Origin of the sequence: Pseudomonas putida, from assembly GCF_016406145.1 — a bacterium.
Lineage (GTDB): Bacteria > Pseudomonadota > Gammaproteobacteria > Pseudomonadales > Pseudomonadaceae > Aquipseudomonas > Aquipseudomonas putida_E.
The window spans coordinates 182,670-205,189 of sequence record NZ_CP066306.1; the positions used below are offsets into that span (position 1 = coordinate 182,670).

Here is a 22,520-nt window from a genome sequence, read left to right on the forward strand (position 1 = left end):
GCTGGGGGGCGCTTTGCGCCCCAACACCCCCCGTAGGTGCGGCCTTGTGTCGCGAAAGGGCCGCAAAGCCGCCCCAACTGCCTCTATCTTCAGCCGATCAACTGCTTGAGCAATGCCCCGTGCCGCTCCTGCTGCTTGCTCAGCAGCAAACGGTTCGAGCGGAACACGGCCTTCAACTCCTCCAGCGCCACATCGAAGTCATCGTTGATGATGACGTACTCGTACTCGTCGTAATGCTGCATCTCGCTGACGGCCTCTTTCATGCGGCCGGCAATGATCTCATCGCTGTCCTGCCCGCGCCCGTCCAGGCGCTGGCGCAGCGCCTCCAGGTTCGGCGGCAGGATGAAGATCGAACGGGCTCCGGGCATCAGCTCACGCACCTGACGGGCGCCTTGCCAGTCGATTTCCAGAATCAGGTCATCGCCCCGGTCCAGCACTTGCTGCAGCGTGCTACGCGAGGTGCCGTAGAAGTTGCCGAACACTTCGGCGTGTTCAAGGAAGTCGTTCTTGTCGATCAGCGCCTTGAATTCCTCATGGCTGACGAAGTGGTAGTTGACGCCGTGCTCCTCGCCCGGGCGCTTGCCGCGCGTGGTGTGCGAGACAGAAACGCTGACGCGTTGGTCGTCCTTGATCAGGGCGTTGACCAGGCTGGTCTTGCCGGCACCTGACGGGGCCGAGACGATATATAGGGTGCCGCTGCTGTGGTTCATGGTAGGGGTGGCCTTACTCGATGTTCTGTACTTGTTCACGCATCTGTTCGATCAGTACCTTCAAGTTGACCGCCGCTTGCGTGCTACGCGGGTCGAAGGCCTTGGAGCCCAGGGTATTGGCCTCGCGGTTGAGCTCCTGCATGAGGAAGTCCAGGCGCCGGCCGGCGGCCCCCCCGGACTTGAGCACCCGGCGTACTTCAGTAACGTGTGTGCTGAGGCGGTCCAGCTCCTCTGCAACGTCGCTCTTTTGTGCCAGCAACACCATCTCCTGCTCAAGCCGTTGCGGGTCTAGCTCAGCCTTGAGGTCGCCGAAGCGGTCGATGATCTTTTGCCTTTGTGCTGCCAGCATCTGCGGTACAAGGGCACGCAGGGTGGTGACCTCGGTAGCCATGCTGTCCAGCCGCTCGTTGATCAGGCGTGCCAGCTCCTGGCCTTCGCGCAGGCGCCCGGCCTTCAGTTCGGCCAGGGCCTCATCGAACAGTGCCACGGCTTCGGCATTGAGCGCCTGAGGATCGCTGGCGTCGGCCACCAGCACACCCGGCCAGGACAACACTTCCAGCGGGTTGAGCGGTGCCGGCTGTTTGATCAGGCCGGCCACTTCTTCGGCGGCCGCAACCAGTTGCGCCGCACGCTCGCGGTCGACCTTCAGTGGTTTGCCGTTGCTGTCTTCGTGCAGGCGCAAGGTGCATTCTACCTTGCCGCGTGACAGCCCTTGGCGCAGCCCCTCACGCACAGCCCCTTCCAGGTCGCGCAGAGCGTCGGGCAGGCGCAGGTGAGGTTCAAGGTAGCGGTGGTTGACCGAGCGCAGTTCCCAGACCAGGGTGCCTTGGCTGCCTGCGCGCTCGACACGAGCAAAAGCGGTCATGCTGTGCACCATGGGGAGTACCTCGCGTAGATGATGTGAACGGGAAAGCCTTTCGGCTGCAAGGCGCAGGATTGTAGCGCAGTGCGCCCTTGGCGCCCAATCCGCCCATGTTACAGACCCCTCATCGGCCGGTGGGAAAAGGCGACAGGCTGTGCGCGGCGCGACGATAAGCATGTCCTCACTGGGCTACGGGCTTTATAATGCCGGGCAGATTCAAAGTCCCAGTACAGGTATCCCAGATGAAACGTCCAAGTGGTCGCGCCGCCGATCAGCTCCGCTCGATCCGCATCACCCGCAACTACACCAAGCACGCCGAAGGGTCGGTACTGGTCGAGTTCGGTGACACCAAGGTCATCTGCACGGTCAGCGTTGAAAACGGTGTGCCGCGCTTCCTCAAAGGCCAGGGCCAAGGCTGGCTGACCGCCGAGTACGGCATGCTGCCGCGCTCCACCGGTGAGCGTAACCAGCGTGAAGCCAGCCGTGGCAAGCAGGGTGGTCGCACCCTGGAAATCCAGCGCCTGATCGGCCGCTCGCTGCGCGCCGCGCTGGACATGAGCAAGCTGGGTGACATCACTTTGTACGTCGACTGCGATGTGATCCAGGCCGATGGCGGCACCCGCACCGCGTCGATCACCGGCGCCATGGTCGCCTTGGTCGATGCCTTGGCAGTGATCAAGAAACGTGGTGGCCTGAAGGCCGGCAATCCGCTCAAGCACATGATCGCCGCCGTGTCGGTGGGTATGTACCAGGGCGAAGCCGTACTCGACCTGGACTATCTGGAAGACTCCGCTGCAGAGACCGACCTGAACGTGGTCATGACCAGTGCCGGTGGTTTCATCGAAGTGCAGGGCACTGCAGAGGGTGCACCGTTCCAGCCCGAAGACTTCAACGCCATGCTGGCGCTGGCGCAAAAGGGCATGAACGAGATCTTCGAACTGCAGCAGGTCGCTCTGGCCGACTGATTGATCCTGCAGGTACGAAAAAGCCGACATCGATGTCGGCTTTTTCGTACCTGAACAGTGCTCAGATGGTCAACGTCCAGTCATAGTCGACGATCAGCGGCGCATGCTGCGAGAAGCGCGGCTGACGCGGCAGGCGGGCATTGCGCACGAAGCGGCGCAGGCCCGGGGTGAGGATCTGGTAGTCGAACCGGTAGCCCAGGTTGAGCATCTCGGCCTGCTCGTTGTCCGGCCACCAGCTGTACTGGTCACCTTCACGGCTGACTTCGCGCAGGGCATCCACGTAGCCCATGTCGCCAGTGATCGCATCCATCCAGGCACGCTCAGGCGGCAGGAAGCCTGGCGACTGCTGGCTGTCACGCCAGTTCTTGATGTCGAGCTTCTGCTGCGCCACGTAGAACGAGCCGCAATAGATGTACTCACGACGCTTGCGCCGCTGCTTGTCCAGGTACTTGGCGAAGTCGTCCATCAACTTGAACTTCTGGTTCAAGTCGTCGTCGCCGTTCATGCCCGAAGGCAAGAGCAGGCTGGCAATACTGACTTTGTCGAAATCTGCTTGCAGATAACGCCCGTAGCGGTCGGCTGTCTCGAAGCCCAGGCCGGTGATGACTGCCTTGGGCTGCATGCGCGAGTACAGTGCCACGCCACCTTGGGCGGGTACCTCCGCGTCGCAGGCATAAAGGAAATAGCCATCGAGCTGGAAAGCTGGGTCGTCGAGTTCAAAGGCCGAGGCGCGGGTATCCTGAAGGCAGATGACGTCGGCATTCTGGGCTTGCAACCAGCTGAGCAATCCACGCTCGGCTGCAGCCTGAATGCCATTTACGTTCACACTGATGATCCGCATAAATGGCCCCAAAAATCTCGTGCGTGTATGATACCCGAGCTCAACCCATTTAGCTAAATCCGTGGTGTCCGGGACTTTCCATGCAGCCGTATCAGCGCGACTTCATCCGTTTTGCCATCGATCGCGGCGTTCTGCGCTTCGGTGAATTCACCCTGAAATCGGGGCGTACAAGCCCGTATTTCTTCAATGCCGGCCTGTTCAACACAGGTTCTGCCCTGGCTCAGTTGGGGCGTTGCTATGCGGCGGCCATCGTCGACAGCAAGATCCCGTTCGACGTACTGTTCGGCCCGGCCTACAAGGGTATCCCCCTGGCAGCGGCCACCGCCGTGGCCCTGGCCGAGCAACATCAGCTGGACGTGCCGTGGTGCTTCAACCGCAAGGAAGCCAAGGATCACGGCGAAGGCGGCAGCCTGGTCGGCGCGCCACTGGCCGGTGACGTCCTGATCATCGATGACGTGATCACCGCTGGCACTGCCATCCGCGAGGTCATGCAGATCATCAATGCCCAGCAGGCCAAGGCCGCTGGCGTGCTGATCGCGCTCAACCGCGAAGAGCGCGGCAATGGCGAACTGTCGGCGATCCAGGAAGTGGAGCGTGACTTCGGTATCCCAGTAGTCAGCATCGTTTCGCTGACCCAGGTGCTGGAGTTCCTGGCCGATGATCCGCAGCTCAAGCAGCATCTGCCGGCGGTCGAAGCCTATCGGGCGCAGTACGGTATCTGATTGCGGGTCGGTAATGAAAAAGGCGACCTTTGCGGGTCGCCTTTTTTATCTGCTGCCTTTTACGGCCCTATCGCCGGCGATCAGCGTGGCTTGCGGTTGGTGATCAAGGTGCCCACGCCGCTGTCGGTGAAGATCTCCAGCAGCACCGCATTCGGCACGCGGCCATCGATGATGTGCGAGCTGTTCACGCCACCCTGGACGGCTTCCAGCGCGCACTTGATCTTCGGCAGCATGCCGCCGTAGATGGTGCCGTCGGCGATCAGTTCGTTCACCTGCTCGGTAGTCAGGCCGGTCAGGACCTGGCCTTGCTTGTCCATCAGGCCAGCGATGTTGGTCAGCAGCATCAGCTTCTCGGCTTTCAGTGCTTCGGCCACCTTGCCGGCCACCAGGTCGGCGTTGATGTTGTACGACTCACCGTTGGCGCCCACGCCGATTGGCGCGATCACCGGAATGAAGTCGCCTTTGACCAGCATGTTCAACAGGTCGGTGTTGACGCTGACCACTTCGCCGACGTGGCCGATGTCGATGATTTCCGGTTGGGTCATCTCCGGCGTCTGGCGGCTCACGGTGAGCTTCTTGGCGCGGATCAGCTCTGCGTCCTTGCCGGTCAGGCCGATGGCGCTGCCGCCGTGGCGGTTGATCAGGTTGACGATGTCCTTGTTGACCTGGCCGCCAAGTACCATTTCAACGACGTCCATGGTGGCCGCGTCGGTGACGCGCATGCCGTCGATGAAGTGGCTTTCGATCGACAGGCGCTTGAGCAGGTCGCCGATCTGAGGGCCACCGCCGTGCACGACCACCGGGTTGATGCCCACGGCCTTCATCAGCACGATGTCACGGGCAAACCCGGTCTTGAGCTCTTCGCTCTCCATCGCGTTGCCGCCGTACTTGATCACCAGGGTCTTGCCGACAAAACGGCGAATGTAAGGCAGTGCTTCGGACAAAACCTCGGCTACATGGGAAGCGGCATCGCGATCGAGGGTCATGCAGGGCTCCTGTAAGGAACAGATAGTCGGTCAGAACGGCAGTTGCAGCTCAGGGGCAACCCGCAGCAACTGGGCGCGGAAAACATCCTTGATACGTTGCAACTCGGCGTCGCTTTCGGCCTCGAAGCGCAGCACCAGCACCGGAGTGGTGTTGGAGGCGCGAACCAGGCCCCAGCCCTGGGCATAGTCGACCCGCACACCGTCGATGGTGGTCAGGCAGGCTTGGCCCCAGTCGGCGTCGCGTTGCAGTGCATCAATGATGCTGAATTTACCCTCGTCGGTCACATCAATATTGATTTCAGGCGTGGAAATATCGTTCGGGAATGCGGCAAACAGGCTTTCGGCGTCCTGGTCGGCCTTGCTGAGGATCTCCAGCAGGCGTGCCGCGCTGTAGATACCGTCGTCGAAACCGTACCAGCGCTCCTTGATGAAGATGTGCCCGCTCATTTCGCCGGCCAGCAAAGAGCCAGTCTGCTTCATCTTCTTCTTGATCAAAGAGTGACCAGTCTTCCACATCAGGGCGCGGCCGCCGTGTTGCTCGATCAGCGGTGTCAGGCGGCGGGTGCATTTTACGTCGAAGATGATCTCGGCCCCCGGGTTACGCGCCAACACGTCCTGAGCGAACAGCATCAGCAGGCGGTCGGGGTAAACGATGCTGCCGGTGTTGGTAACTACCCCAACGCGGTCACCGTCGCCGTCGAAGGCCAGGCCGATATCGGCACCGGTTTCCTTGACCTTGGCGATCAGGTCTTCCAGGTTTTCAGGCTTGCCCGGGTCCGGGTGGTGGTTGGGGAAGTTGCCATCCACCTCGCAGAACAGCGGGATGACTTCGCAGCCCAAGGCTTCGATCAGCTGCGGCGCGATAACGCCGGCAGCGCCGTTGCCGCAGTCCACCACCACCTTGAGCTTTTTCGCCAGCTTCACGTCAGCGACGATCTGCTGGAAGTAGCGCTCGAGGATCCCGACTTTCTCCACACTGCCTTCGCCACGGGTCAGGTCGTTGGTTTTCAGGCGAGTCAGCAGGGCTTGGATCTGTTCGTTGGCCAAGGTATCGCCAGCGATGACGATCTTGAAGCCGTTGTAATCTGAAGGGTTGTGGCTGCCGGTGAGCATCACGCCGGACTTGCCGGCCAGGACGTTGGCGGCAAAATACAGTGCTGGGGTCGGCACCAGGCCAACATCGCTGACCTGGCAACCGGCATCGGCCAGGCCTTTGATCAGCTGCTCGACCAGCATCGGGCCGGACAGGCGGCCGTCGCGGCCAACAGAAATCTGCGGCTCGCCTTGGGCGAGCGTCTGCGCGCCAATGGCGCGGCCGATCCAGTAAGCGGTTTCGGCGTGCAGGGTCTTGCCGACCACCCCGCGGATGTCATAGGCGCGGAAAATGCTGTCGGGCAGTGCGGGGACCAGGTGGGCCATGTCGTTCATCTCTGGAAGCTCCATTAGTCAAAGGCTTTCTGGGCAGGCGCAAACTGAACGCTTGGACGGTGGTTTCATCAGAGAGTTCGCCATCCATGGCCTGAACGGTCGCCGGTCTGCTCAGTGGCTGCCGGAATGGCCGAAACCGCCGGTGCCGCGCTGGCTTTCATCGAAGGCCTCGACGACTTCAAAATGCGCTTGCACCACCGGTACCAGCACCAGCTGGGCGATGCGCTCGCCAACGGCGATGGTGAATGGCGTGTTACCACGGTTCCAGCACGACACCATCAGCTCGCCCTGGTAATCCGAGTCGATCAGGCCGACCAGGTTACCCAGCACGATGCCGTGCTTATGGCCCAGGCCCGAGCGTGGCAGGATCATCGCGGCCAGACCCGGGTCGCCGATGTAGATCGACAGGCCGGTAGGAATCAGCAGGGTCTGGCCCGGCTCCAGGACGGTGTCCTCTTTGAGCAGGGCGCGCAGGTCCAGGCCGGCGGAGCCAGGGGTGGCGTATTGCGGCAGCGGAAATTCACTGCCCAGGCGTGGGTCGAGGATCTTGGCTTGAAGAGCGTGCATGTAACTTATTGAACCTGGTTGAGCCGTTCGGCGATGAAGGCGACCAGTTGCCGGGCAATCTTGCCTTTGCTGGTCTGCGCGAAGAGGGTTTGATGCTGCTGGCGGTCGATCACGGTCAGGGCATTTTCCTCGCTGTTGAAGCCGATGCTGGGGTTGGCCACATCATTGGCGACGATCAGATCGAGGTTCTTGTCCTTGAGCTTGCGCGTGGCGTAATCGAGCAAATGTTCGGTCTCGGCGGCGAAGCCGACGCTGAACGGGCGGTCGGTGCGGCCAGCGATGGTGGCAAGGATATCGGGATTGCGCACCATCTGCAGCAGCATGCCGTCGCCGGTCGTAGGATCTTTCTTGAGCTTCTGTGTGGCAACGACCTCCGGGCGGTAGTCCGCGACCGCTGCCGAGGCGATGAAAAGGTCGCACGGCATGGCCGCCTCGCAGGCTGCGAGCATGTCCCGCGCGCTGACCACGTCGATACGGTTGACCCGATCGGGAGTCTGCAGGTGCACAGGCCCCGTGACGAGGGTCACCCGGGCACCGGCTTCTGCGGCCGCCTCGGCCAGCGCGAAGCCCATCTTTCCGGAGCTATGATTGGTGATGTAACGCACCGGGTCGATGTTTTCCTGGGTGGGGCCGGCGGTGATCAGCACATGTTTACCGGTGAGCGCCTGGCGCTTGAAGCTCTCGGCGGCGCACCAGGCCAGGTCGGTAGCTTCGAGCATGCGGCCGAGGCCCACGTCGCCGCAGGCCTGGCTGCCGGAAGCCGGCCCGAACACCTGGATGCCACGGGTCTTGAGCAGGTCGAGATTGGCCTGGGTCGCCGGGTCGCGCCACATGGCCTGGTTCATGGCCGGAGCCACGGCCACGGTGGCGTCGGTGGCCAGTACCAGGGTGGTCAGCAAGTCGTCGGCCATGCCTTGGGCCATGCGCGCCATGAGGTCGGCTGTGGCGGGGGCGATCAGTACCAGGTCGGCCCATTTGGCCAGTTCGATGTGGCCCATGGCCGCTTCGGCTGCAGGGTCGAGCAGATCCATGTGTACCGGGTGGCCGGAAAGCGCCTGCAGGGTCAGCGGGGTGATGAATTCAGCACCACCACGGGTCATGACGACGCGCACTTGCGCGCCGTGCTCCAGGAGTCGGCGAATCAGCTCGGCGCTCTTGTAGGCGGCAATGCCGCCCCCGACGCCGAGAACGATGCGCTTGCGATACAGCCGCTGCATAGGCTTGCCTTTTTCCAGAGAGAGCGGGCAGCGACGAACAGGATTGCCTGCGGCAGAACGTCGCATGTACGAGGCGAAATAGATTAACACAGGGCCTAAACGTGTCGCAGCAGGGCGCAAAGGAGATGCAATGAAGATAAGCGAGTGGCCAGCCGAGGAGCGGCCCAGGGAAAAGTTGATGCAGCGAGGGGTGGGCAGCCTTTCTGATGCCGAATTGCTGGCTGTGTTTCTCGGCTCTGGCGTGCGCGGGCGCAACGTCGTGGAGCTGGCGCGAGGGCTGCTCGTCAAGTTCGGCGGCTTGCGCCAGTTGCTTGAAGCTGACAGGGACGCATTTGTGGGTGAGCTCGGGCTTGGGCCGGTGCGGTATGGTCAATTGCAGGCACTGCTGGAGATCGGGCGGCGCAACCTTGCCACCTCGATCGAGCGCGACTGCGCCCTGGAGAGCCCCTCTGCGGTGCGCAGATACCTGAAAGCCATGCTGCGTCATGAGCCTAGCGAAGTATTTGGCTGTCTGTTTCTGGATAGCAAACACCGGCCGTTGGCTTTCGAGATCCTGTTCAGAGGGACGATCGACAGGGCCAGCATCTATCCGCGGGAAGTGGTGCGCCGTTCGTTGATGCATAACGCTGCGGCATTGATTCTCTGCCACAACCATCCTTCGGGTAATAGTGAGCCGAGCCAGGACGATGTGCATATGACGCTTGCATTGAAGCGGGGGTTGGCGCTGATCGATGTGCGGGTGCTCGATCACATTATCGTGGGTGATGGGGAGCCGCTGTCGATGGTGGAGCAGGGGTGGATTGTCGCTTAGTGGCTGGCTGTTTGCAGGCTCGACCAGTCGCCGGCAAGCCGGCGATTGGTCGAGCCTGCAAAGCCAGGGTTCAGCGCTTCACCGAAACCTTGCTGAAATCCAACCGCCCGAACGGGCTTACCTGGTAACCCTCGACTCCCTCGCGCAACAGCGCTGCCGCCATCGGGTGCGCCAGCGGCACCCACAGCGCCTGCTGCTGAATCAGCGTCTGCGCCTGCTGGTACAACCGGCTGCGCACGCTCTGGTCGTTGGTGGTACGCCCTGCACTGATCAACTGGTCCAGCCGGCTGTCGCAGAACCGCGCGAAGTTGGTCCCCGACTTGACCGCCGCACAAGAAAACTGCGGGCTTAGGAAGTTGTCCGGGTCGCCGTTGTCGCCGGCCCAGCCCATGAACAGCAGGTCATGCTCGCCAGCCTTGGCTCGACGGATCAGCTCACCCCATTCGATGACGCGGATTTCGGCCTTGATGCCGATCTTGGCCAGGTCTGCCTGCAGCATCTGCGCGCCCAGGCTTGGGTTGGGGTTGAGCAGGCTGCCCGACGGGCGGGTCCAGATCGTGGTGCTCAACCCCTCTGGGTAACCGGCCTTGCTCAGCAGCGCTTTGGCTCGCTTGAGATCCAGCGGGTAGCCGGGCAGGTCCTTGGCATAGCTCCAGGTGTTGGGCGGGTAAGGGCCGTTGGCGGCAGTGGCGGTGCCTTCGAAAACGGCCTTGAGGTAGGCCTGCTTGTCGAAGGCCAGGTTGATCGCTTGGCGTACCTCGGGTTTGTCCAGCGGCGGGTGCTCGCTGTTGATGGCAACGAAGGCCGTCATGAAGGCCGGCGTCGTGGCGACCTTGAGGTTACCGTCCTTGCCCGCTTCGGTAACGTCCAGGGGCTTGGGCGACAGGGCCACCTGGCATTCACCACGCTTGAGCTTCTGCAGGCGTACGTTGGCATCGGTGGTGATGGCGAAGATCAGCGGATCGACTGCAGGCTTGCCATCGAAGTAGTCAGGGTTGGCGCGGTAGCGCACCACGGCGTCCTTCTGGTAGCGCTGGAAGACGAACGGGCCGGTGCCGATCGGCTGGCTATTGAGCTTCTGCGGGGTGCCTGCCTTGAGCAGTTTGTCGGCGTACTCGGCGGAGTAGATCGAAGCAAAGCCCATGCTCAAGGTGGCCAGGAAAGTGGCGTCGGCGTGGGTCAGGGTGAAGCGTACGCTGTTCGGCTCCGGCGCCTCGATCGACTTGATCAGGCTGCCCAGTTGCAGTGATTGGGCGTGCGGGTAGCCACCCGGTGCGGTCTTGTGCCAGGCGTGGGCGGGGTAGAGCATACGCTGGAAGCTGAACAGCACATCGTCGGCATCGAGCGCGCGGGTTGGCTTGAAATAAGGCGTGGAGTGGAATTTGACCCCTTCACGCAGCTTGAAGTCGTACACCAGGCCGTCAGCCGACACTGTCCAGCTCTGCGCCAGGCTGGGGATGACCTTGCCTTGGCCTGCGTCGAACTCGACCAGGCGGTTCATCAGTACGTCGGCCGAGGCGTTGGTGGTGGTCAGCGAGTTGTACTGGACCACGTCGAAGCCCTCGGGGCTGGCTTCGCTGCAGACGCTCAGTGGTGCGGCCTGGGCGATGCCGGCAGCAAACAGGGAGGTGAGCATTAAGGAAAGGGCGGCGGCACGCATCGTGACTCCTTGGCTGTCAGTGGCCCATCTGCCAGTGCAGTCTGGAAACGTTCTACCCTAGTGCGCGCATCAGGAAATGACCACCCTCTTTTTCTACCGGCTGGCGACGAGTGGTCGACAGTTCGCCGGGCTAGCCGCTATGCTGCTCGCGCACGATTTGTCTCCGGCAGATGCTCATCAGCAGTTGTTGCAATGCAGTCTTTCTGGTATAAAGCAGCGCTCTTTTCTAGGGGCTCGGCCTGTCGCATCAGCGGATCCGGTCGGTAAGACCTCCAGAATCACGGCGCCTGGCGCCAAAGACTGAGAGATTAAGCGGCCAACCCATGCCGGGTTGGGCATGTGGTTTTAGAGGGCTGAGTCATGTCGAGAGTCTGTCAAGTTACTGGTAAGGGTCCAGTAACCGGGAACAACATTTCCCACGCAAACAACAAAACCCGTCGTCGTTTCCTGCCGAACCTGCAGCACCACCGTTTCTGGGTTGAATCCGAGAACCGTTTCGTGCGTCTGCGCGTATCTGCCAAAGGCATGCGCGTCATTGACAAGCGTGGTATCGACGTAGTGCTGGCCGAGCTGCGTGCTCGCGGCGAAAAGTTCTAAGGAGAACGTCATGCGTGAATTGATCCGTCTGGTTTCGAGTGCTGGCACTGGCCACTTCTACACCACCGACAAGAACAAGCGCACCACCCCGGACAAAATCGAGATCAAGAAATACGATCCCGTTGTTCGCAAGCACGTGGTGTACAAGGAAGCCAAGATCAAGTAATTGATCGGCGACCTGAAAAAAACCCGCATCCGAAAGGACGCGGGTTTTTTTTTGACATGAATGCCAACAAGAAAGGGGGCTCCGTCAGGAGCCCCCTTTCTTTTAGCGATCAGCAGTGGATATCAGCTGATGCGCAGGCCTTCGATGGTGCCGGCGGTATCGACGTTGATCAGCACCCTGTCGGAGCGTATATCCATGGTGGTGATGTCGCGTGGGCCGGCGGCGGTCATCAGGCCGGTGAGCTCGAGGATGTAGGGCTTGACGCTTTCTACATACTGCGAGCCAATCACGTGACGAGCAGGGCTTAGGATATCGGTAGTCATGATGATGTTCCTTGAGTTGTCCCGGATTGGACCCATCAAGGATTACGCTTTTGGCTTGCCGGGCTGTGGTACTTAATCACCACGCTGGCGTCGCAATCATTTCTGCTCGAACATTACATAAATCTTGCGGCACGGCTCCAGCACTTCCCAGGTGCCCTTGAAGCCAGCCGGGATGACAAACCGATCACCGGCACGCAGGGTCTTGGCGCCGCCATCCGAGTCGCGCAGTACCGAAACGCCCTGCACGATCTCGCAGTATTCATGCTCGGTGTAGTTCACTGTCCACTGCCCGACCTCACCTTCCCAGACACCTGCGGCGAACTGTCCGCACGGGCTGGAATAATGGTTGTAGACAGCCTGGTCCGGCTCGCCCTTGAGGATTTTTTCTGCGGCCGGGCGGTAGCGTTCAGCCTCGGTGAGGACCTGAGCGAAGTCGATGATGCTGGCGATGTTCATGGTACAGCTCCTATTTTTGTTTAATAAAATGCACATCAGTAGGCTTTTAGGCCTTATGTGTCAAATATATTGATAGTTTGCACTGGCTGGTTTAGGGTATCGGTTGCCAGTGTGCGCTTGTCGCCCGGCCAGAATTCTGACAACGCCTGTGAGTCCTCAGTGCGGCGTTGCCCCTAAACAAGAGGAGGAGTTTCGTATGACCACCCTGACTCGTGCAGACTGGGAGCAACGTGCCCAGCAACTGAAGATCGAAGGACGTGCCTTCATCAACGGCGAATACACCGACGCCGCATCCGGTGAAACCTTCGACTGCCTGAGCCCGGTCGACGGACGCTTCCTGGCAAAGGTTGCCAGCTGCGACCTGGCCGATGCCAACCGCGCGGTGGAAAACGCTCGCGCAACGTTCAATTCCGGCGTCTGGTCGCAGCTGGCCCCCGCCAAGCGCAAGGCCAAGCTGATCCGCTTCGCCGACTTGCTGCGCAAGAACGTCGAAGAGCTGGCGCTGCTGGAAACCCTGGACATGGGCAAGCCGATCGGCGACTCCTCCAGCATCGATGTGCCGGGCGCAGCGAATGCCATCCACTGGACCGCCGAAGCCATTGATAAGGTCTACGACGAAGTCGCGCCCACCCCTAATGATCAGCTGGGCCTGGTCACCCGCGAAGCAGTGGGCGTGGTCGGTGCAATCGTACCGTGGAACTTCCCGCTGCTGATGGCCTGCTGGAAGATCGCACCAGCCCTGGCCACCGGTAACTCGCTGGTACTCAAGCCATCCGAGAAGTCACCGCTGACCGCCATCCGCATCGCCCAGCTGGCCATCGAAGCCGGCATCCCGGCCGGTGTGCTGAACGTGCTGCCAGGCTATGGCCATACCGTCGGCAAGGCCCTGGCCCTGCACATGGACGTAGACACCCTGGTGTTCACCGGCTCGACCAAGATCGCCAAGCAGTTGATGGTTTATGCGGGCGAGTCGAACATGAAGCGTATCTGGCTGGAAGCCGGTGGCAAGAGCCCGAACATCGTCTTTGCCGACGCTCCGGACCTGCAAGCCGCCGCCGAAGCCGCTGCCAGCGCCATCGCCTTCAACCAGGGCGAAGTTTGCACTGCAGGTTCGCGCCTGCTGGTCGAGCGCTCGATCAAGGACAAGTTCCTGCCTATGGTGGTTGAAGCGCTCAAGGGCTGGAAGCCAGGTAATCCGTTGGATCCGCAGACTACCGTCGGTGCGCTGGTCGACACCCAGCAGATGAATACCGTGCTGTCGTACATCGACGCCGGCCACAAGGACGGCGCCAAGTTGCTGGCCGGTGGCAAGCGCACCCTGGAAGAAACGGGCGGCACCTATGTCGAGCCGACCATCTTCGACGGCGTGACCAACGCCATGAAGATCGCCCAGGAAGAAATCTTCGGCCCGGTGCTGTCGGTCATCGCCTTCGATACCGCCGAAGAAGCCATCGCCATTGCCAACGACACACCATATGGCCTGGCCGCTGGCATCTGGACCTCGGATATTTCCAAGGCCCACAAGACTGCCCGTGCCGTGCGTGCCGGCAGCGTCTGGGTCAACCAGTACGATGGCGGCGACATGACCGCGCCGTTCGGTGGTTTCAAGCAGTCGGGCAACGGCCGTGACAAGTCGCTGCATGCGCTGGAGAAGTACACCGAGCTGAAAGCGACCTGGATCAAGCTGTAAATCCAGAGGGGCTGCACTGCAGCCCCAACAACAGCCGGGCCGGTTCTTACCGTCCCGGCTGTGTCGTTTCTGCCATTCAAGAATTCTGCCTGGGAGGCTGCTATGCGCTGGGGAAGCTACTTTGCCGTGCTGGCATCGGTGCTGAGCGTCGGGCTCGCGCTCGGCGTGAGCATGCCGCTGGTGTCCCTGCGCCTGGAGGCCTGGGGCTACGGCAGCTTCGCCATCGGCGTGATGGCTGCGATGCCGGCGCTGGGTGTGCTGCTCGGTGCAAGCTTGGCCAGCCGTCTGGCCGGTTGGGTCGGCGTGCCTGCGGCCATGCGCTTGTGCCTGTGGGGCGGGGCGTTGTCGATTGGCCTGCTGGCGGTGTTGCCGAGCTACCCGCTGTGGCTGGCGCTGCGCTTGCTGATCGGCATGTCGCTGACCGTGGTGTTCATCCTTGGCGAGAGCTGGATCAACCAGTTGGTGGTCGAGCAGTGGCGTGGGCGCCTGGTGGCGCTGTATGGCAGCAGCTATGCGTTGAGCCAGCTGGCCGGGCCGCTGGTGCTGGGTTTTCTCGGCTCCGACGATGACTTTGGCTTCTGGGCTGCGACCGGCCTGCTGCTGCTATCGCCCTTGCTGCTGTTGGGTCGTGGCGGCGCGCCGAGTACCGAGGCCTGCAGCGTTACCTTCAGCGACCTGTTCGCCTTCTGTCGCCGGCTGCCGGTGATCGCCTGGGCCATCGCGCTGTTCGCTTCCTTCGAGGCGATGATCCTCACCCTGTTGCCGGTGTATTGCCTGCAGCAGGGCTTCTCCACCGAGCTGGCGCTGTTCATGGTCAGTACTGTGGTGGTTGGCGACGCGGTGTTGCAGTTGCCGATCGGCGCCTTGGCCGACCACATGTCGCGGCGCGCACTGTTCACCGCTTGTGCCGTGACCTTGCTGTGTTCCAGCCTGGCGATTCCGTTGCTTCTGCACACGCCGATGATCTGGCCATTGTGGGTGCTGTTCGGGGCCAGTGCCGGTGGCCTGTTCACTTTGTCGCTGATACTGATCGGCGAGCGTTATCGGGATGATGCGCTTGTGCGGGCCAATGCCCATGTGGCGCAGCTGTGGGGTATCGGCTGCCTGCTTGGGCCGTTGCTGGCCGGTGCGGGTAGCCAGTGGCTCAGTGGTCATGCGTTGCCGCTGCTGATGGCAGTTGGGGCGGCCGGGTTGGTGGTGTTGACCCGGCGGCGCGGTGCCTTCGAGCCTGCCGCCGCCTGAGGCCCTGCACTACAGCATTTTCTCCAGCCCGACGGCTTTGCTGATCCACGCATTGAACCGCCGCCAGAGCCCACCGGGCTCTGCCGTCAAGGTGTGCAGTTGGCCGTTGTCCTCGGTCACCCAGGCTAGCTTGTCATTCTCTAGCCTGACCTGATAACTCAGCGCAGGCGCCATACCCTGAACGGCCAGCTCGCGGGTGTATTCGGCCAGCTCCGGGCTGTCCACCAGCACCCCGACCTCGGTATTCCACAACACCGAACGCGGGTCGAAATTGAACGAGCCGATGAAAGTCTTGCGCCGGTCGAACACGATCGCCTTGCTGTGCAGGCTGGAATCCGAACCGCCATGGAAACTCAGACGCCCGGCACTGGGGTCGCCCGGCTGGCGGCGTAACTCGAACAGCTGCACGCCGTGTTCGAGCAGCGCCCGGCGGTAGGGCGCATACCCACCATGCACGGCCGGTACATCGGTGGCCTCCAGCGAGTTGGTCAACAGCTTTACCGACATTCCGGCGTCCGCACGGCCGGTCAGGTACAGCAGCCCCGGCTCGCCAGGGACGAAATAGGCCGAAACCAGGATCAACTCGTGGTGCACGTTTGCCAGGTCAGGGGCCAACTGCTGGCTCATCAGCAGGTGCGGGTCTGGCTCGTCGTCTGCCAGCACCTTGCTCGGAGCATCCCACAAGGCCTGGCTGTGGGCCCAGATCAGCTCATTACGCCAAACATCCAGACGTGGCTCTGACTGATAGGCCATCAGGCGGTCATACAGCGCCTTGCGCTGCACCCGCGCCTCGGCCAGGGATACCTCCAGGCGGTGGCGGCTGGCGCGCAGGTCGGCGGCATCCGGCAGTTGCCAGAGGAAGTCAGTAACGGGCCGGCTCAGGGCACTGTTCCAGTACTGGTCGAAGCTGTGCCCGAGCTGCTCGGCCACCGGGCCCACGCCGAGCATGTCGATGTCAGTGAAATTCAGGTTGGGCTCAGCATCGAAGTACTCATCGCCCAGGTTGCGCCCGCCGACGATGGCCATGCTGTTGTCCACCAGGAACAGCTTGTTGTGCATGCGCCGATGCTGGCGCGACAAGTTGAACAGGCGCCCAACCGCCCGCGTTACCCCTGTGCTGCGGCCCAGATGCAGCGGGTTGAATACGCGGATCTGGATGTTCGGATGGGCGTCGAGTGTGCCCATGATGGTGTCCAGGCCATCGCTGGTGGTGTCGTCGAGCAGGATGCGCACGCGTACGCCTCGATCGGCTGCGCGCAGCAGTTCATGGACCAGGGCCCGGGTGCTCAGGCCGTCGTGAACGATGTAGTACTGCAAGTCGATGCTGGCCTGGGCGTTACGGATCAGTTCGGCGCGGGCACGGAAGGCCTCGTTGCTGTTGGGCAGCAGACGGAAACCGGACCGTCCTTCATAGGGTGCGGCCTGACGCATTACCGAGCGGCCGAAGGCTGAATCTTTGGCCGGCAGTGCCTGGCTGATCTCGCGGGGTGTACCGACGCTGGCGCAGCCTGCAAGGCCTAGCAGCACCAGCACCAGCAGCAGGGGCAGAGCTCGCTGGAGTCTCAAGAGTGGATCGTCCTGTGCGGCAAAGGCTTGAGAGGTTGGACCGTATAGGGCGGCGCAAAGTTACCCGTCGGCGTTACTTTGATCCAGTAGACGAAGGGCGGTTTCTCCCACTTTGCGCACCGCGTCCTCGATTGGCGGGGTTGGCCGCGCGGCGAAATTCATCCGCAGGCAGTGGCGGAACTTGCCTGAGGCCGAAAAGATGCTGCCCACGGCAACCTGTACGCCCTGTTCCAGTAAAGCGCGGTTCAGCCGCAGCGTGTCGAAATGTTCCGGCAGCTCCACCCACAGCATGAAGCCGCCCTGAGGCCGGCTGACGCGCGTGCCAGGCGGGAAGTAACGGTTTACCCAGTCGCTCATCAGGTCGCGGCCGCGCTGGTACTGGCTGCGCATGCGCCGCACATGGGGGTGGTAGTGGCCGCTGGCGATGAAATCGGCAATCGCCAGCTGCGGCTGGGTGGCCGTGCTGCCGGTGCTGATGTACTTCATGTGCAGCACCCGCTCCAGATAGCGCCCTGGCGCCACCCAGCCGATGCGCAGGCCCGGAGCGAGCGTCTTGGAAAACGAACTGCACAGCAGCACGCGACCGTCATCGTCGAACGATTTGAGGGTGCGCGGACGGGGGTAGGTGTAGGCCAGGTCGCCATACACATCGTCTTCGAGGATGGCCACGTCATAGCGCTGGGCCAGATTCAGCAGGGCCTTCTTGCGTGCTTCGGGCATGATGTAGCCAAGCGGGTTATTACAGCTTGGCGTGATCTGGATGAGCTTGATCGGCCACTGCTCAAGCGCCAGTTCCAGGGCTTCCAGGCTGATGCCGGTGATCGGGTCGGTGGGGATCTCCAGCGCCTTCATGCCCAGGCCTTTGAGGGTTTGCATGGCACCGTGAAAACTCGGCGAATCGACCGCGACAATGTCGCCCGGTTGGCACACCGCGCGGATGCTGCACGACAACGCCTCGTGGCAGCCGGTTGTCACCACCAGGTCTGCCGGGCCAAGGCGGCAGCCAGAGTCCAGCATCAGGCGGGCAACCTGCTCACGCAAAGCGAGGTTGCCATGGATGTTGTCGTAATACAGCCCTGGCATGTCCTGGCGCCGGCTAAGCTGGGCGAGGCTGCGCAGCAAGGGCTTCAGGCTCGGGCTGTCGATGTCGGGCATGCCGCGGCCAAGCTGTATGACGTCTTGACGAGGCGTGCTGCGTACCAGCTCCAGTACCTGTTCCCACTGCGAAATGTCCACTGGTCGCTGGGCAGGGCGGCTGACGGCGGGCAGTGCGGCGAGGCGGCGATGGTCGTTGACGAAGTAGCCGGACTTGGGGCGTGGCGAAACCATGCCATTGTCTTCCAGCAGGCGGTAAGCCTGCTGCACCGTACTCAGGCTGACCCCATGCTCCACGCTCAGGGCGCGCACCGATGGCAGGCGCTGGCCGGGGCGGTACAGGCCCTGCTCGATACGGGTGCCGAGCAGCTCGGCGAGGTTCAGGTAGAGCGTCACGGCATACTCCTGTGCAAGATTGCAAGCACGACCAGTACAGTTGCGTAGAAAATACAGCATTCAGCCGGATAATCTCCAATTCTGTATGGGAATAATAACCCTGTATTGAATCTGTATTGCCGCTACTGGCAGCGCGCATGCTTTCTCCACAGTAACCACTGAATGGGAGAACGCAGCGATGGGTGGCATGAGCGATGTGCGCTTGCAACTGTTGGCCAGGGAAATGGAAGCCGGGCAGCAGGCCAGGGTGTTCAACGCCCCGCAAGGGATGGGGCGTTGGGGCCTGATGCTGCATCGCTGGCACACCCGCAGGGCGTTGCTGCAGTTGACTGATGAGCAGTTGCGCGATGTCGGGCTTAGCTGGGAGCAGGCCTTGATCGAGGGGCGTAAACCCTTCTGGAAAGACTGATCTACATGACACTGCGCGGTCCATGCAGGACCATTCAGGTTTCAGGTCAATTCTTTGAGCCTGTGCCACAACATCCCCAACGCCAGCAGCGGCGAGCGCAGGTGTTTGCCGCCAGGGAAGGTGATGTGTGGCACCTTGGCGAACAGATCGAAGCGCCCGCTTTGCTGGCCGCTGATGGCTTCACCCAGCAGGCGCGCTGCCAGGTGGGTGGCGTTGAGCCCATGGCCAGAGTAGGCCTGGGCGTAGTAAACATTCGGCTGGCTGGCCAGGCGGCCGATCTGTGGCAGGCGGTTGGCGCCGATGCCGATCATCCCACCCCACTGGTAATCGATGCGCACATCGGCCAGTTGCGGGAACACCTTGAGCATCTTCGGCCGCATATAGGCGGCAATGTCCTGTGGGTCGCGGCCGGAGTAATGGCAGGCACCGCCGAACAGCAGACGGTGGTCGGCGGACAGGCGGTAGTAGTCCAGCGCCACGCGCTGGTCGCACACCGCCATGTTCTGCGGCAGCAGTTGGCGCGCGCGTTCCTCACCCAGCGGTTCGGTGGCGATGATGTAGCTACCTGCTGGCAGCACTTTGCCGCCCAATTCGCGGTTGAGGCCGTTGTGATAGGCGTTGCAGCACAGCACCAGGGTTTTGGCGCGCACCCGGCCTTGGCCGGTGTGCACCTTCACTTCGGGGCCGTACTCGATGCGGCTGACTTCCGATTGCTCGTATAGTTGCACACCGAGACGGCTGGCCACGGCCGCTTCGCCGAGCGCCAGGTTGAGTGGGTGCAGGTGCCCTGAGCCCATATCGATCAGGCCGCCGACATAACAGTCGGAGCCGACCACGCTGTGGATATCGTCTTTGTGCACCAGGCGCAGTTCGTGACGGTAGCCAAGGCTGCGCAGTTCTTCGGCATCTTCGGCGAAGCCTTGCAGCTCGCCGGGCTTGTTGGCCAGGTCGCAGTAACCCCAGGTCAGGTCGCAGGCGATGGCGTGGCGCTCGACCCGTTCACGGACGATGTCCACGGCTTCCAGGCCCATCAGCTTCATGCTGCGGACGCCTTCCTCACCGATCACCGCACGGAACTGCTCCAGGCCGTGGCCGACGCCCCGGATAAGCTGGCCGCCATTGCGCCCGCTGGCCCCCCAGCCGAGCTTGCGCGCTTCCAGCAGGATCACCGACAGGCCGCGTTCGGCCAGCTCGATGGCGGTGTTCAGGCCCGAATAGCCGCCGCCAACGATGCACACGTCGGCGCTGTGCTCGCCTTGCAGGAACGGGTGATCGGGGTGTGGCGCGCTGCTGGCGGCGTAGTAGGAGGCGGCGTGCTGCGCGCTGTGAATCATTGGCGGGTCCTGGGTATCGAGACAGAAGTGGGAGGATAAGCCGGGTTTTCGGGGGCGGGCAACCGGCCTCATTCCCGGCAAGCCGGCGATGAGGCCTATAATTCAGTCTCAATCTTCAATGTGTTCCTCGCCATGTCCTGCAACCGCCACAAGATCCAGTTCCTGCGTGAACTCATCCCTTCCTTCGAATGCGAGCCTGGTTGCCACGACTGTTGTGGCCCGGTTACCACGTCAGCCGAAGAGATGGCCCGCCTGCCGCGCAAGTCGCAGGCTGAGCAGGATGCGGCGCTGCAGCGCCTGGACTGTGTGCACCTGGGGCCCAATGGCTGCACCGTATACGAAGAAAGGCCGATGATCTGCCGCCTGTTCGGCACCACCCCGCGCATGGCCTGCCCACGCGGCCGTGGCCCGGAACAGATGATCGAGCCGCAAGCCGAGCAGCTCGTCCACCGGTTCATCGCCACCACCCGGCAGGTGCTCGTGTAGCGTCAGTCCGGGATCGGCAGGCAGAGGCTTTCCTTCACCTCCTCCATCACGATGTAGCTCTTGGACTCGCGCACGTGCGGCAGCTTGAGCAGGATGTCGCCCAGCAGCTTGCGGTACGAGGCCATCTCTGAAATGCGTGCTTTCACCAGGTAATCGAAATCGCCCGACACCAAGTGGCATTCCAGCACGTGTGGCAGCTTGAGCACCGCGCGGCGGAACTCCTCGAACGTGTCGCCCGACTTGTAGTCCAGGCTGATTTCCACGAACACCAGCAGGCTGCCCTTCAGGTGCTGAGGGTTGAGCCGGGCGTTGTAGCCCATGATGATGCCCTCACGCTCCAGGCGGCGCACGCGCTCGGTGCAAGGGGTGGTGGAAAGCCCAACTTTCTCGCCCAGTTCGGTGAAGGAAATGCGCCCGTCATTCTGCAGGATCCGCAGGATGTTGCGGTCGATCTTGTCCAGTTCACGCTTGCTCTGGTGCTGGGTTCTCATAGGGGATGCCCCTCCGTGAAAGGCGATTTTGCCGAGAATTCTCGCCAAATATAGGCTTTTATATAGTGAATTGCACTGGGCTGTAATTTTTATACTGCGCGCATCCATGCCATATCAACAAAAATGCGGTGCGCCGCGTGCGAGGGATCAACGATGCGAGTTCTGGTACTTGGTAGCGGTGTAATCGGAACCGCCAGTGCCTATTACCTGGCCCGGCAAGGTTTTGAAGTGACTGTGGTCGATCGCCAACCGGCGGTGGCGATGGAAACCAGCTTCGCCAACGCAGGCCAGATCTCGCCCGGCTACGCCTCGCCGTGGGCTGCTCCAGGCGTGCCGCTCAAAGCCATCAAGTGGCTGCTGGAGCGCCACGCGCCATTGGCCATCAAGCTGACCGGCGACGTCGACCAGTACCTGTGGATGGCACAGATGCTGCGCAACTGCACCGCCAGCCGGTATGCAGTGAACAAGGAGCGCATGGTGCGCCTGTCTGAGTACAGCCGCGATTGCCTCGACGAACTGCGCGCCGAAACCGGTATCGCCTACGAAAGCCGTACTCTGGGCACTACTCAGCTGTTCCGTACCCAGGCTCAGCTTGATGCTGCTGCCAAGGACATCGCAGTGCTCGAGCAGTCGGGCGTGCCCTATGAACTGCTGGACCGCGATGGCATTGCTCGCGTCGAACCTGCCTTGGCTGGGGTCAAGGACATTCTTGCCGGCGCCCTGCGCCTGCCCAACGACCAGACCGGCGATTGCCAGCTGTTCACCACCAAGCTTGCTGAAATGGCCCTCAAGCTGGGTGTCGAATTCCGCTTTGGCCAGGACATCCAGCGCCTGGACTTCGCCGGTGACCGAATCAACGGCGTATGGGTCGACGGCAAGCTGGAAACCGCCGACCGCTACGTGCTGGCGCTGGGCAGCTACTCGCCGCAGATGCTCAAACCGCTGGGTATCAAGGCGCCGGTGTACCCGCTCAAGGGTTATTCGCTGACCGTGCCGATCACCAACGCCGACATGGCGCCGACCTCGACCATTCTCGATGAGACCTACAAGGTCGCCATCACCCGCTTCGACAACCGTATCCGTGTCGGTGGAATGGCTGAGATAGCCGGTTTTGACCTGTCGCTTAACCCACGCCGGCGCGAAACACTGGAGATGATCGTCAACGACCTTTATCCTCGCGGCGGTGACCTGAGCCAGGCCAGTTTCTGGACCGGTCTGCGTCCGGCGACCCCGGATGGAACCCCGATTGTGGGTGCCACCGCATTCCGTAACCTGTTCCTCAACACCGGCCACGGAACTCTGGGTTGGACCATGGCCTGTGGTTCCGGGCGCCTGCTGGCTGACCTGATTGCGCGCAAAAAGCCGCAAATCAGCGCTGAAGGGCTGGATATTTCACGGTATGGCAAAACCCGGGAAGTCGCCAAGCAAGGCCATACAGCGCCCGTGCATCAGTAATCGGCCTGCTATACCGGCCTCATCGCTGGCACGCCGGCTCCTACA

At 62.1% G+C, this 22,520-nt stretch carries 23 protein-coding genes and 1 pseudogene; 10 read left to right on the forward strand and 14 right to left on the reverse strand.

Going from position 1 to position 22,520, the window contains the following annotated elements; genetic code table 11:
* Positions 1–89: 89 nt before the first annotated feature.
* Together gmk and JET17_RS00890 are read right to left on the reverse strand one after the other, a co-directional pair.
* Complete coding sequence (gene gmk / locus JET17_RS00885; protein WP_012312128.1) at positions 90–710, reverse strand: guanylate kinase; 621 nt, start codon at positions 708–710, stop codon at positions 90–92.
* 13 nt (positions 711–723) lie between these two features.
* A complete protein-coding gene (locus JET17_RS00890; protein ID WP_012312129.1) occupies positions 724–1,587 on the reverse strand; it encodes a YicC/YloC family endoribonuclease in 864 nt (287 codons plus the stop codon).
* Between the two features lie 227 nt (positions 1,588–1,814).
* Between JET17_RS00890 and rph the strand changes: the two genes are divergently transcribed.
* Positions 1,815–2,537: a ribonuclease PH gene (rph, locus tag JET17_RS00895; RefSeq protein WP_012312130.1), complete on the forward strand. Its 723-nt coding sequence runs from the start codon at positions 1,815–1,817 to the stop codon at positions 2,535–2,537.
* A 61-nt stretch (positions 2,538–2,598) separates the two neighbouring features.
* Here rph and JET17_RS00900 read toward each other — a convergent pair whose 3' ends face one another.
* Positions 2,599–3,378: an exodeoxyribonuclease III gene (locus tag JET17_RS00900; protein WP_012312131.1), complete on the reverse strand. Its 780-nt coding sequence runs from the start codon at positions 3,376–3,378 to the stop codon at positions 2,599–2,601.
* An 80-nt stretch (positions 3,379–3,458) separates the two neighbouring features.
* On the opposite strand from JET17_RS00900, the gene pyrE reads away from it, so the two are divergent.
* Positions 3,459–4,100 carry an orotate phosphoribosyltransferase gene (gene pyrE, locus JET17_RS00905; protein WP_011536401.1) on the forward strand — a complete coding sequence of 214 codons (642 nt, stop codon included), beginning with the start codon at positions 3,459–3,461 and terminating at the stop codon, positions 4,098–4,100.
* Positions 4,101–4,180: 80 nt separating this feature from the next.
* Here the strand turns inward: pyrE and argB are convergent, their stop codons facing one another.
* The 4 genes and pseudogenes from argB to coaBC form a co-directional block, all read right to left on the reverse strand.
* The gene (gene argB / locus JET17_RS00910; RefSeq protein ID WP_012312132.1) at positions 4,181–5,086 is read right to left on the reverse strand and encodes an acetylglutamate kinase; all 906 of its coding nucleotides are present in this window, start codon (positions 5,084–5,086) and stop codon (positions 4,181–4,183) included.
* Positions 5,087–5,116: 30 nt separating this feature from the next.
* Positions 5,117–6,490, reverse strand: a pseudogene (locus tag JET17_RS00915) (phosphomannomutase/phosphoglucomutase); the annotation flags it as partial.
* A gap of 135 nt (positions 6,491–6,625) precedes the next feature.
* Positions 6,626–7,081 carry a dUTP diphosphatase gene (gene dut, locus JET17_RS00920; RefSeq protein ID WP_012312134.1) on the reverse strand — a complete coding sequence of 152 codons (456 nt, stop codon included), beginning with the start codon at positions 7,079–7,081 and terminating at the stop codon, positions 6,626–6,628.
* Between the two features lie 5 nt (positions 7,082–7,086).
* Positions 7,087–8,298, reverse strand: coding sequence for a bifunctional phosphopantothenoylcysteine decarboxylase/phosphopantothenate--cysteine ligase CoaBC (gene coaBC, locus JET17_RS00925; protein WP_012312135.1), 1,212 nt, complete (start codon positions 8,296–8,298; stop codon positions 7,087–7,089).
* Between the two features lie 130 nt (positions 8,299–8,428).
* On the opposite strand from coaBC, the gene radC reads away from it, so the two are divergent.
* Complete coding sequence (radC, locus tag JET17_RS00930) at positions 8,429–9,109, forward strand: RadC family protein (RefSeq protein ID WP_012312136.1); 681 nt, start codon at positions 8,429–8,431, stop codon at positions 9,107–9,109.
* A 70-nt stretch (positions 9,110–9,179) separates the two neighbouring features.
* On the opposite strand, the gene JET17_RS00935 is transcribed toward radC, so the two are convergent.
* Complete coding sequence (locus tag JET17_RS00935; protein WP_012312137.1) at positions 9,180–10,769, reverse strand: ABC transporter substrate-binding protein; 1,590 nt, start codon at positions 10,767–10,769, stop codon at positions 9,180–9,182.
* Between the two features lie 360 nt (positions 10,770–11,129).
* Between JET17_RS00935 and rpmB the strand changes: the two genes are divergently transcribed.
* On the forward strand, positions 11,130–11,366 hold the full coding sequence (rpmB, locus tag JET17_RS00940) for a 50S ribosomal protein L28 (RefSeq protein WP_012312138.1): 237 nt from the start codon (positions 11,130–11,132) through the stop codon (positions 11,364–11,366).
* Between the two features lie 10 nt (positions 11,367–11,376).
* Complete coding sequence (gene rpmG / locus JET17_RS00945) at positions 11,377–11,532, forward strand: 50S ribosomal protein L33 (protein WP_003253507.1); 156 nt, start codon at positions 11,377–11,379, stop codon at positions 11,530–11,532.
* A gap of 122 nt (positions 11,533–11,654) precedes the next feature.
* On the opposite strand, the gene JET17_RS00950 is transcribed toward rpmG, so the two are convergent.
* Positions 11,655–11,855 (reverse strand): hypothetical protein, encoded by a 201-nt coding sequence (locus JET17_RS00950; protein WP_012312139.1) that lies wholly within the window; start codon positions 11,853–11,855, stop codon positions 11,655–11,657.
* Between the two features lie 96 nt (positions 11,856–11,951).
* Entirely contained in the window at positions 11,952–12,311 is a 360-nt protein-coding gene (locus JET17_RS00955; RefSeq protein ID WP_012312140.1) for a cupin domain-containing protein, read from the reverse strand.
* A gap of 196 nt (positions 12,312–12,507) precedes the next feature.
* On the opposite strand from JET17_RS00955, the gene JET17_RS00960 reads away from it, so the two are divergent.
* The gene (locus JET17_RS00960) at positions 12,508–14,001 is read left to right on the forward strand and encodes an aldehyde dehydrogenase (RefSeq protein ID WP_012312141.1); all 1,494 of its coding nucleotides are present in this window, start codon (positions 12,508–12,510) and stop codon (positions 13,999–14,001) included.
* Between the two features lie 102 nt (positions 14,002–14,103).
* Positions 14,104–15,243, forward strand: a complete 1,140-nt coding sequence (locus JET17_RS00965) for an MFS transporter (RefSeq protein WP_012312142.1) — start codon at positions 14,104–14,106, stop codon at positions 15,241–15,243.
* Between the two features lie 9 nt (positions 15,244–15,252).
* Here JET17_RS00965 and JET17_RS00970 read toward each other — a convergent pair whose 3' ends face one another.
* Positions 15,253–16,809: a phospholipase D family protein gene (locus JET17_RS00970; RefSeq protein ID WP_012312143.1), complete on the reverse strand. Its 1,557-nt coding sequence runs from the start codon at positions 16,807–16,809 to the stop codon at positions 15,253–15,255.
* A gap of 60 nt (positions 16,810–16,869) precedes the next feature.
* Positions 16,870–18,300 carry a PLP-dependent aminotransferase family protein gene (locus JET17_RS00975; protein WP_012312144.1) on the reverse strand — a complete coding sequence of 477 codons (1,431 nt, stop codon included), beginning with the start codon at positions 18,298–18,300 and terminating at the stop codon, positions 16,870–16,872.
* A gap of 178 nt (positions 18,301–18,478) precedes the next feature.
* Between JET17_RS00975 and JET17_RS00980 the strand changes: the two genes are divergently transcribed.
* Positions 18,479–18,709 (forward strand): DUF1127 domain-containing protein, encoded by a 231-nt coding sequence (locus JET17_RS00980; protein WP_012312145.1) that lies wholly within the window; start codon positions 18,479–18,481, stop codon positions 18,707–18,709.
* A gap of 41 nt (positions 18,710–18,750) precedes the next feature.
* Here the strand turns inward: JET17_RS00980 and JET17_RS00985 are convergent, their stop codons facing one another.
* Positions 18,751–20,043 carry an NAD(P)/FAD-dependent oxidoreductase gene (locus JET17_RS00985; RefSeq protein WP_012312146.1) on the reverse strand — a complete coding sequence of 431 codons (1,293 nt, stop codon included), beginning with the start codon at positions 20,041–20,043 and terminating at the stop codon, positions 18,751–18,753.
* Positions 20,044–20,175: 132 nt separating this feature from the next.
* Here JET17_RS00985 and JET17_RS00990 point away from each other — a divergent pair, with 132 nt between their 5' ends.
* Positions 20,176–20,529: a YkgJ family cysteine cluster protein gene (locus tag JET17_RS00990; protein ID WP_012312147.1), complete on the forward strand. Its 354-nt coding sequence runs from the start codon at positions 20,176–20,178 to the stop codon at positions 20,527–20,529.
* Between the two features lie 2 nt (positions 20,530–20,531).
* Here JET17_RS00990 and dadR read toward each other — a convergent pair whose 3' ends face one another.
* Entirely contained in the window at positions 20,532–21,020 is a 489-nt protein-coding gene (gene dadR, locus JET17_RS00995; RefSeq protein WP_003258963.1) for a transcriptional regulator DadR, read from the reverse strand.
* Between the two features lie 153 nt (positions 21,021–21,173).
* Here dadR and dadA point away from each other — a divergent pair, with 153 nt between their 5' ends.
* On the forward strand, positions 21,174–22,475 hold the full coding sequence (gene dadA / locus JET17_RS01000) for a D-amino acid dehydrogenase (RefSeq protein ID WP_012312148.1): 1,302 nt from the start codon (positions 21,174–21,176) through the stop codon (positions 22,473–22,475).
* Positions 22,476–22,520: the final 45 nt, after the last annotated feature.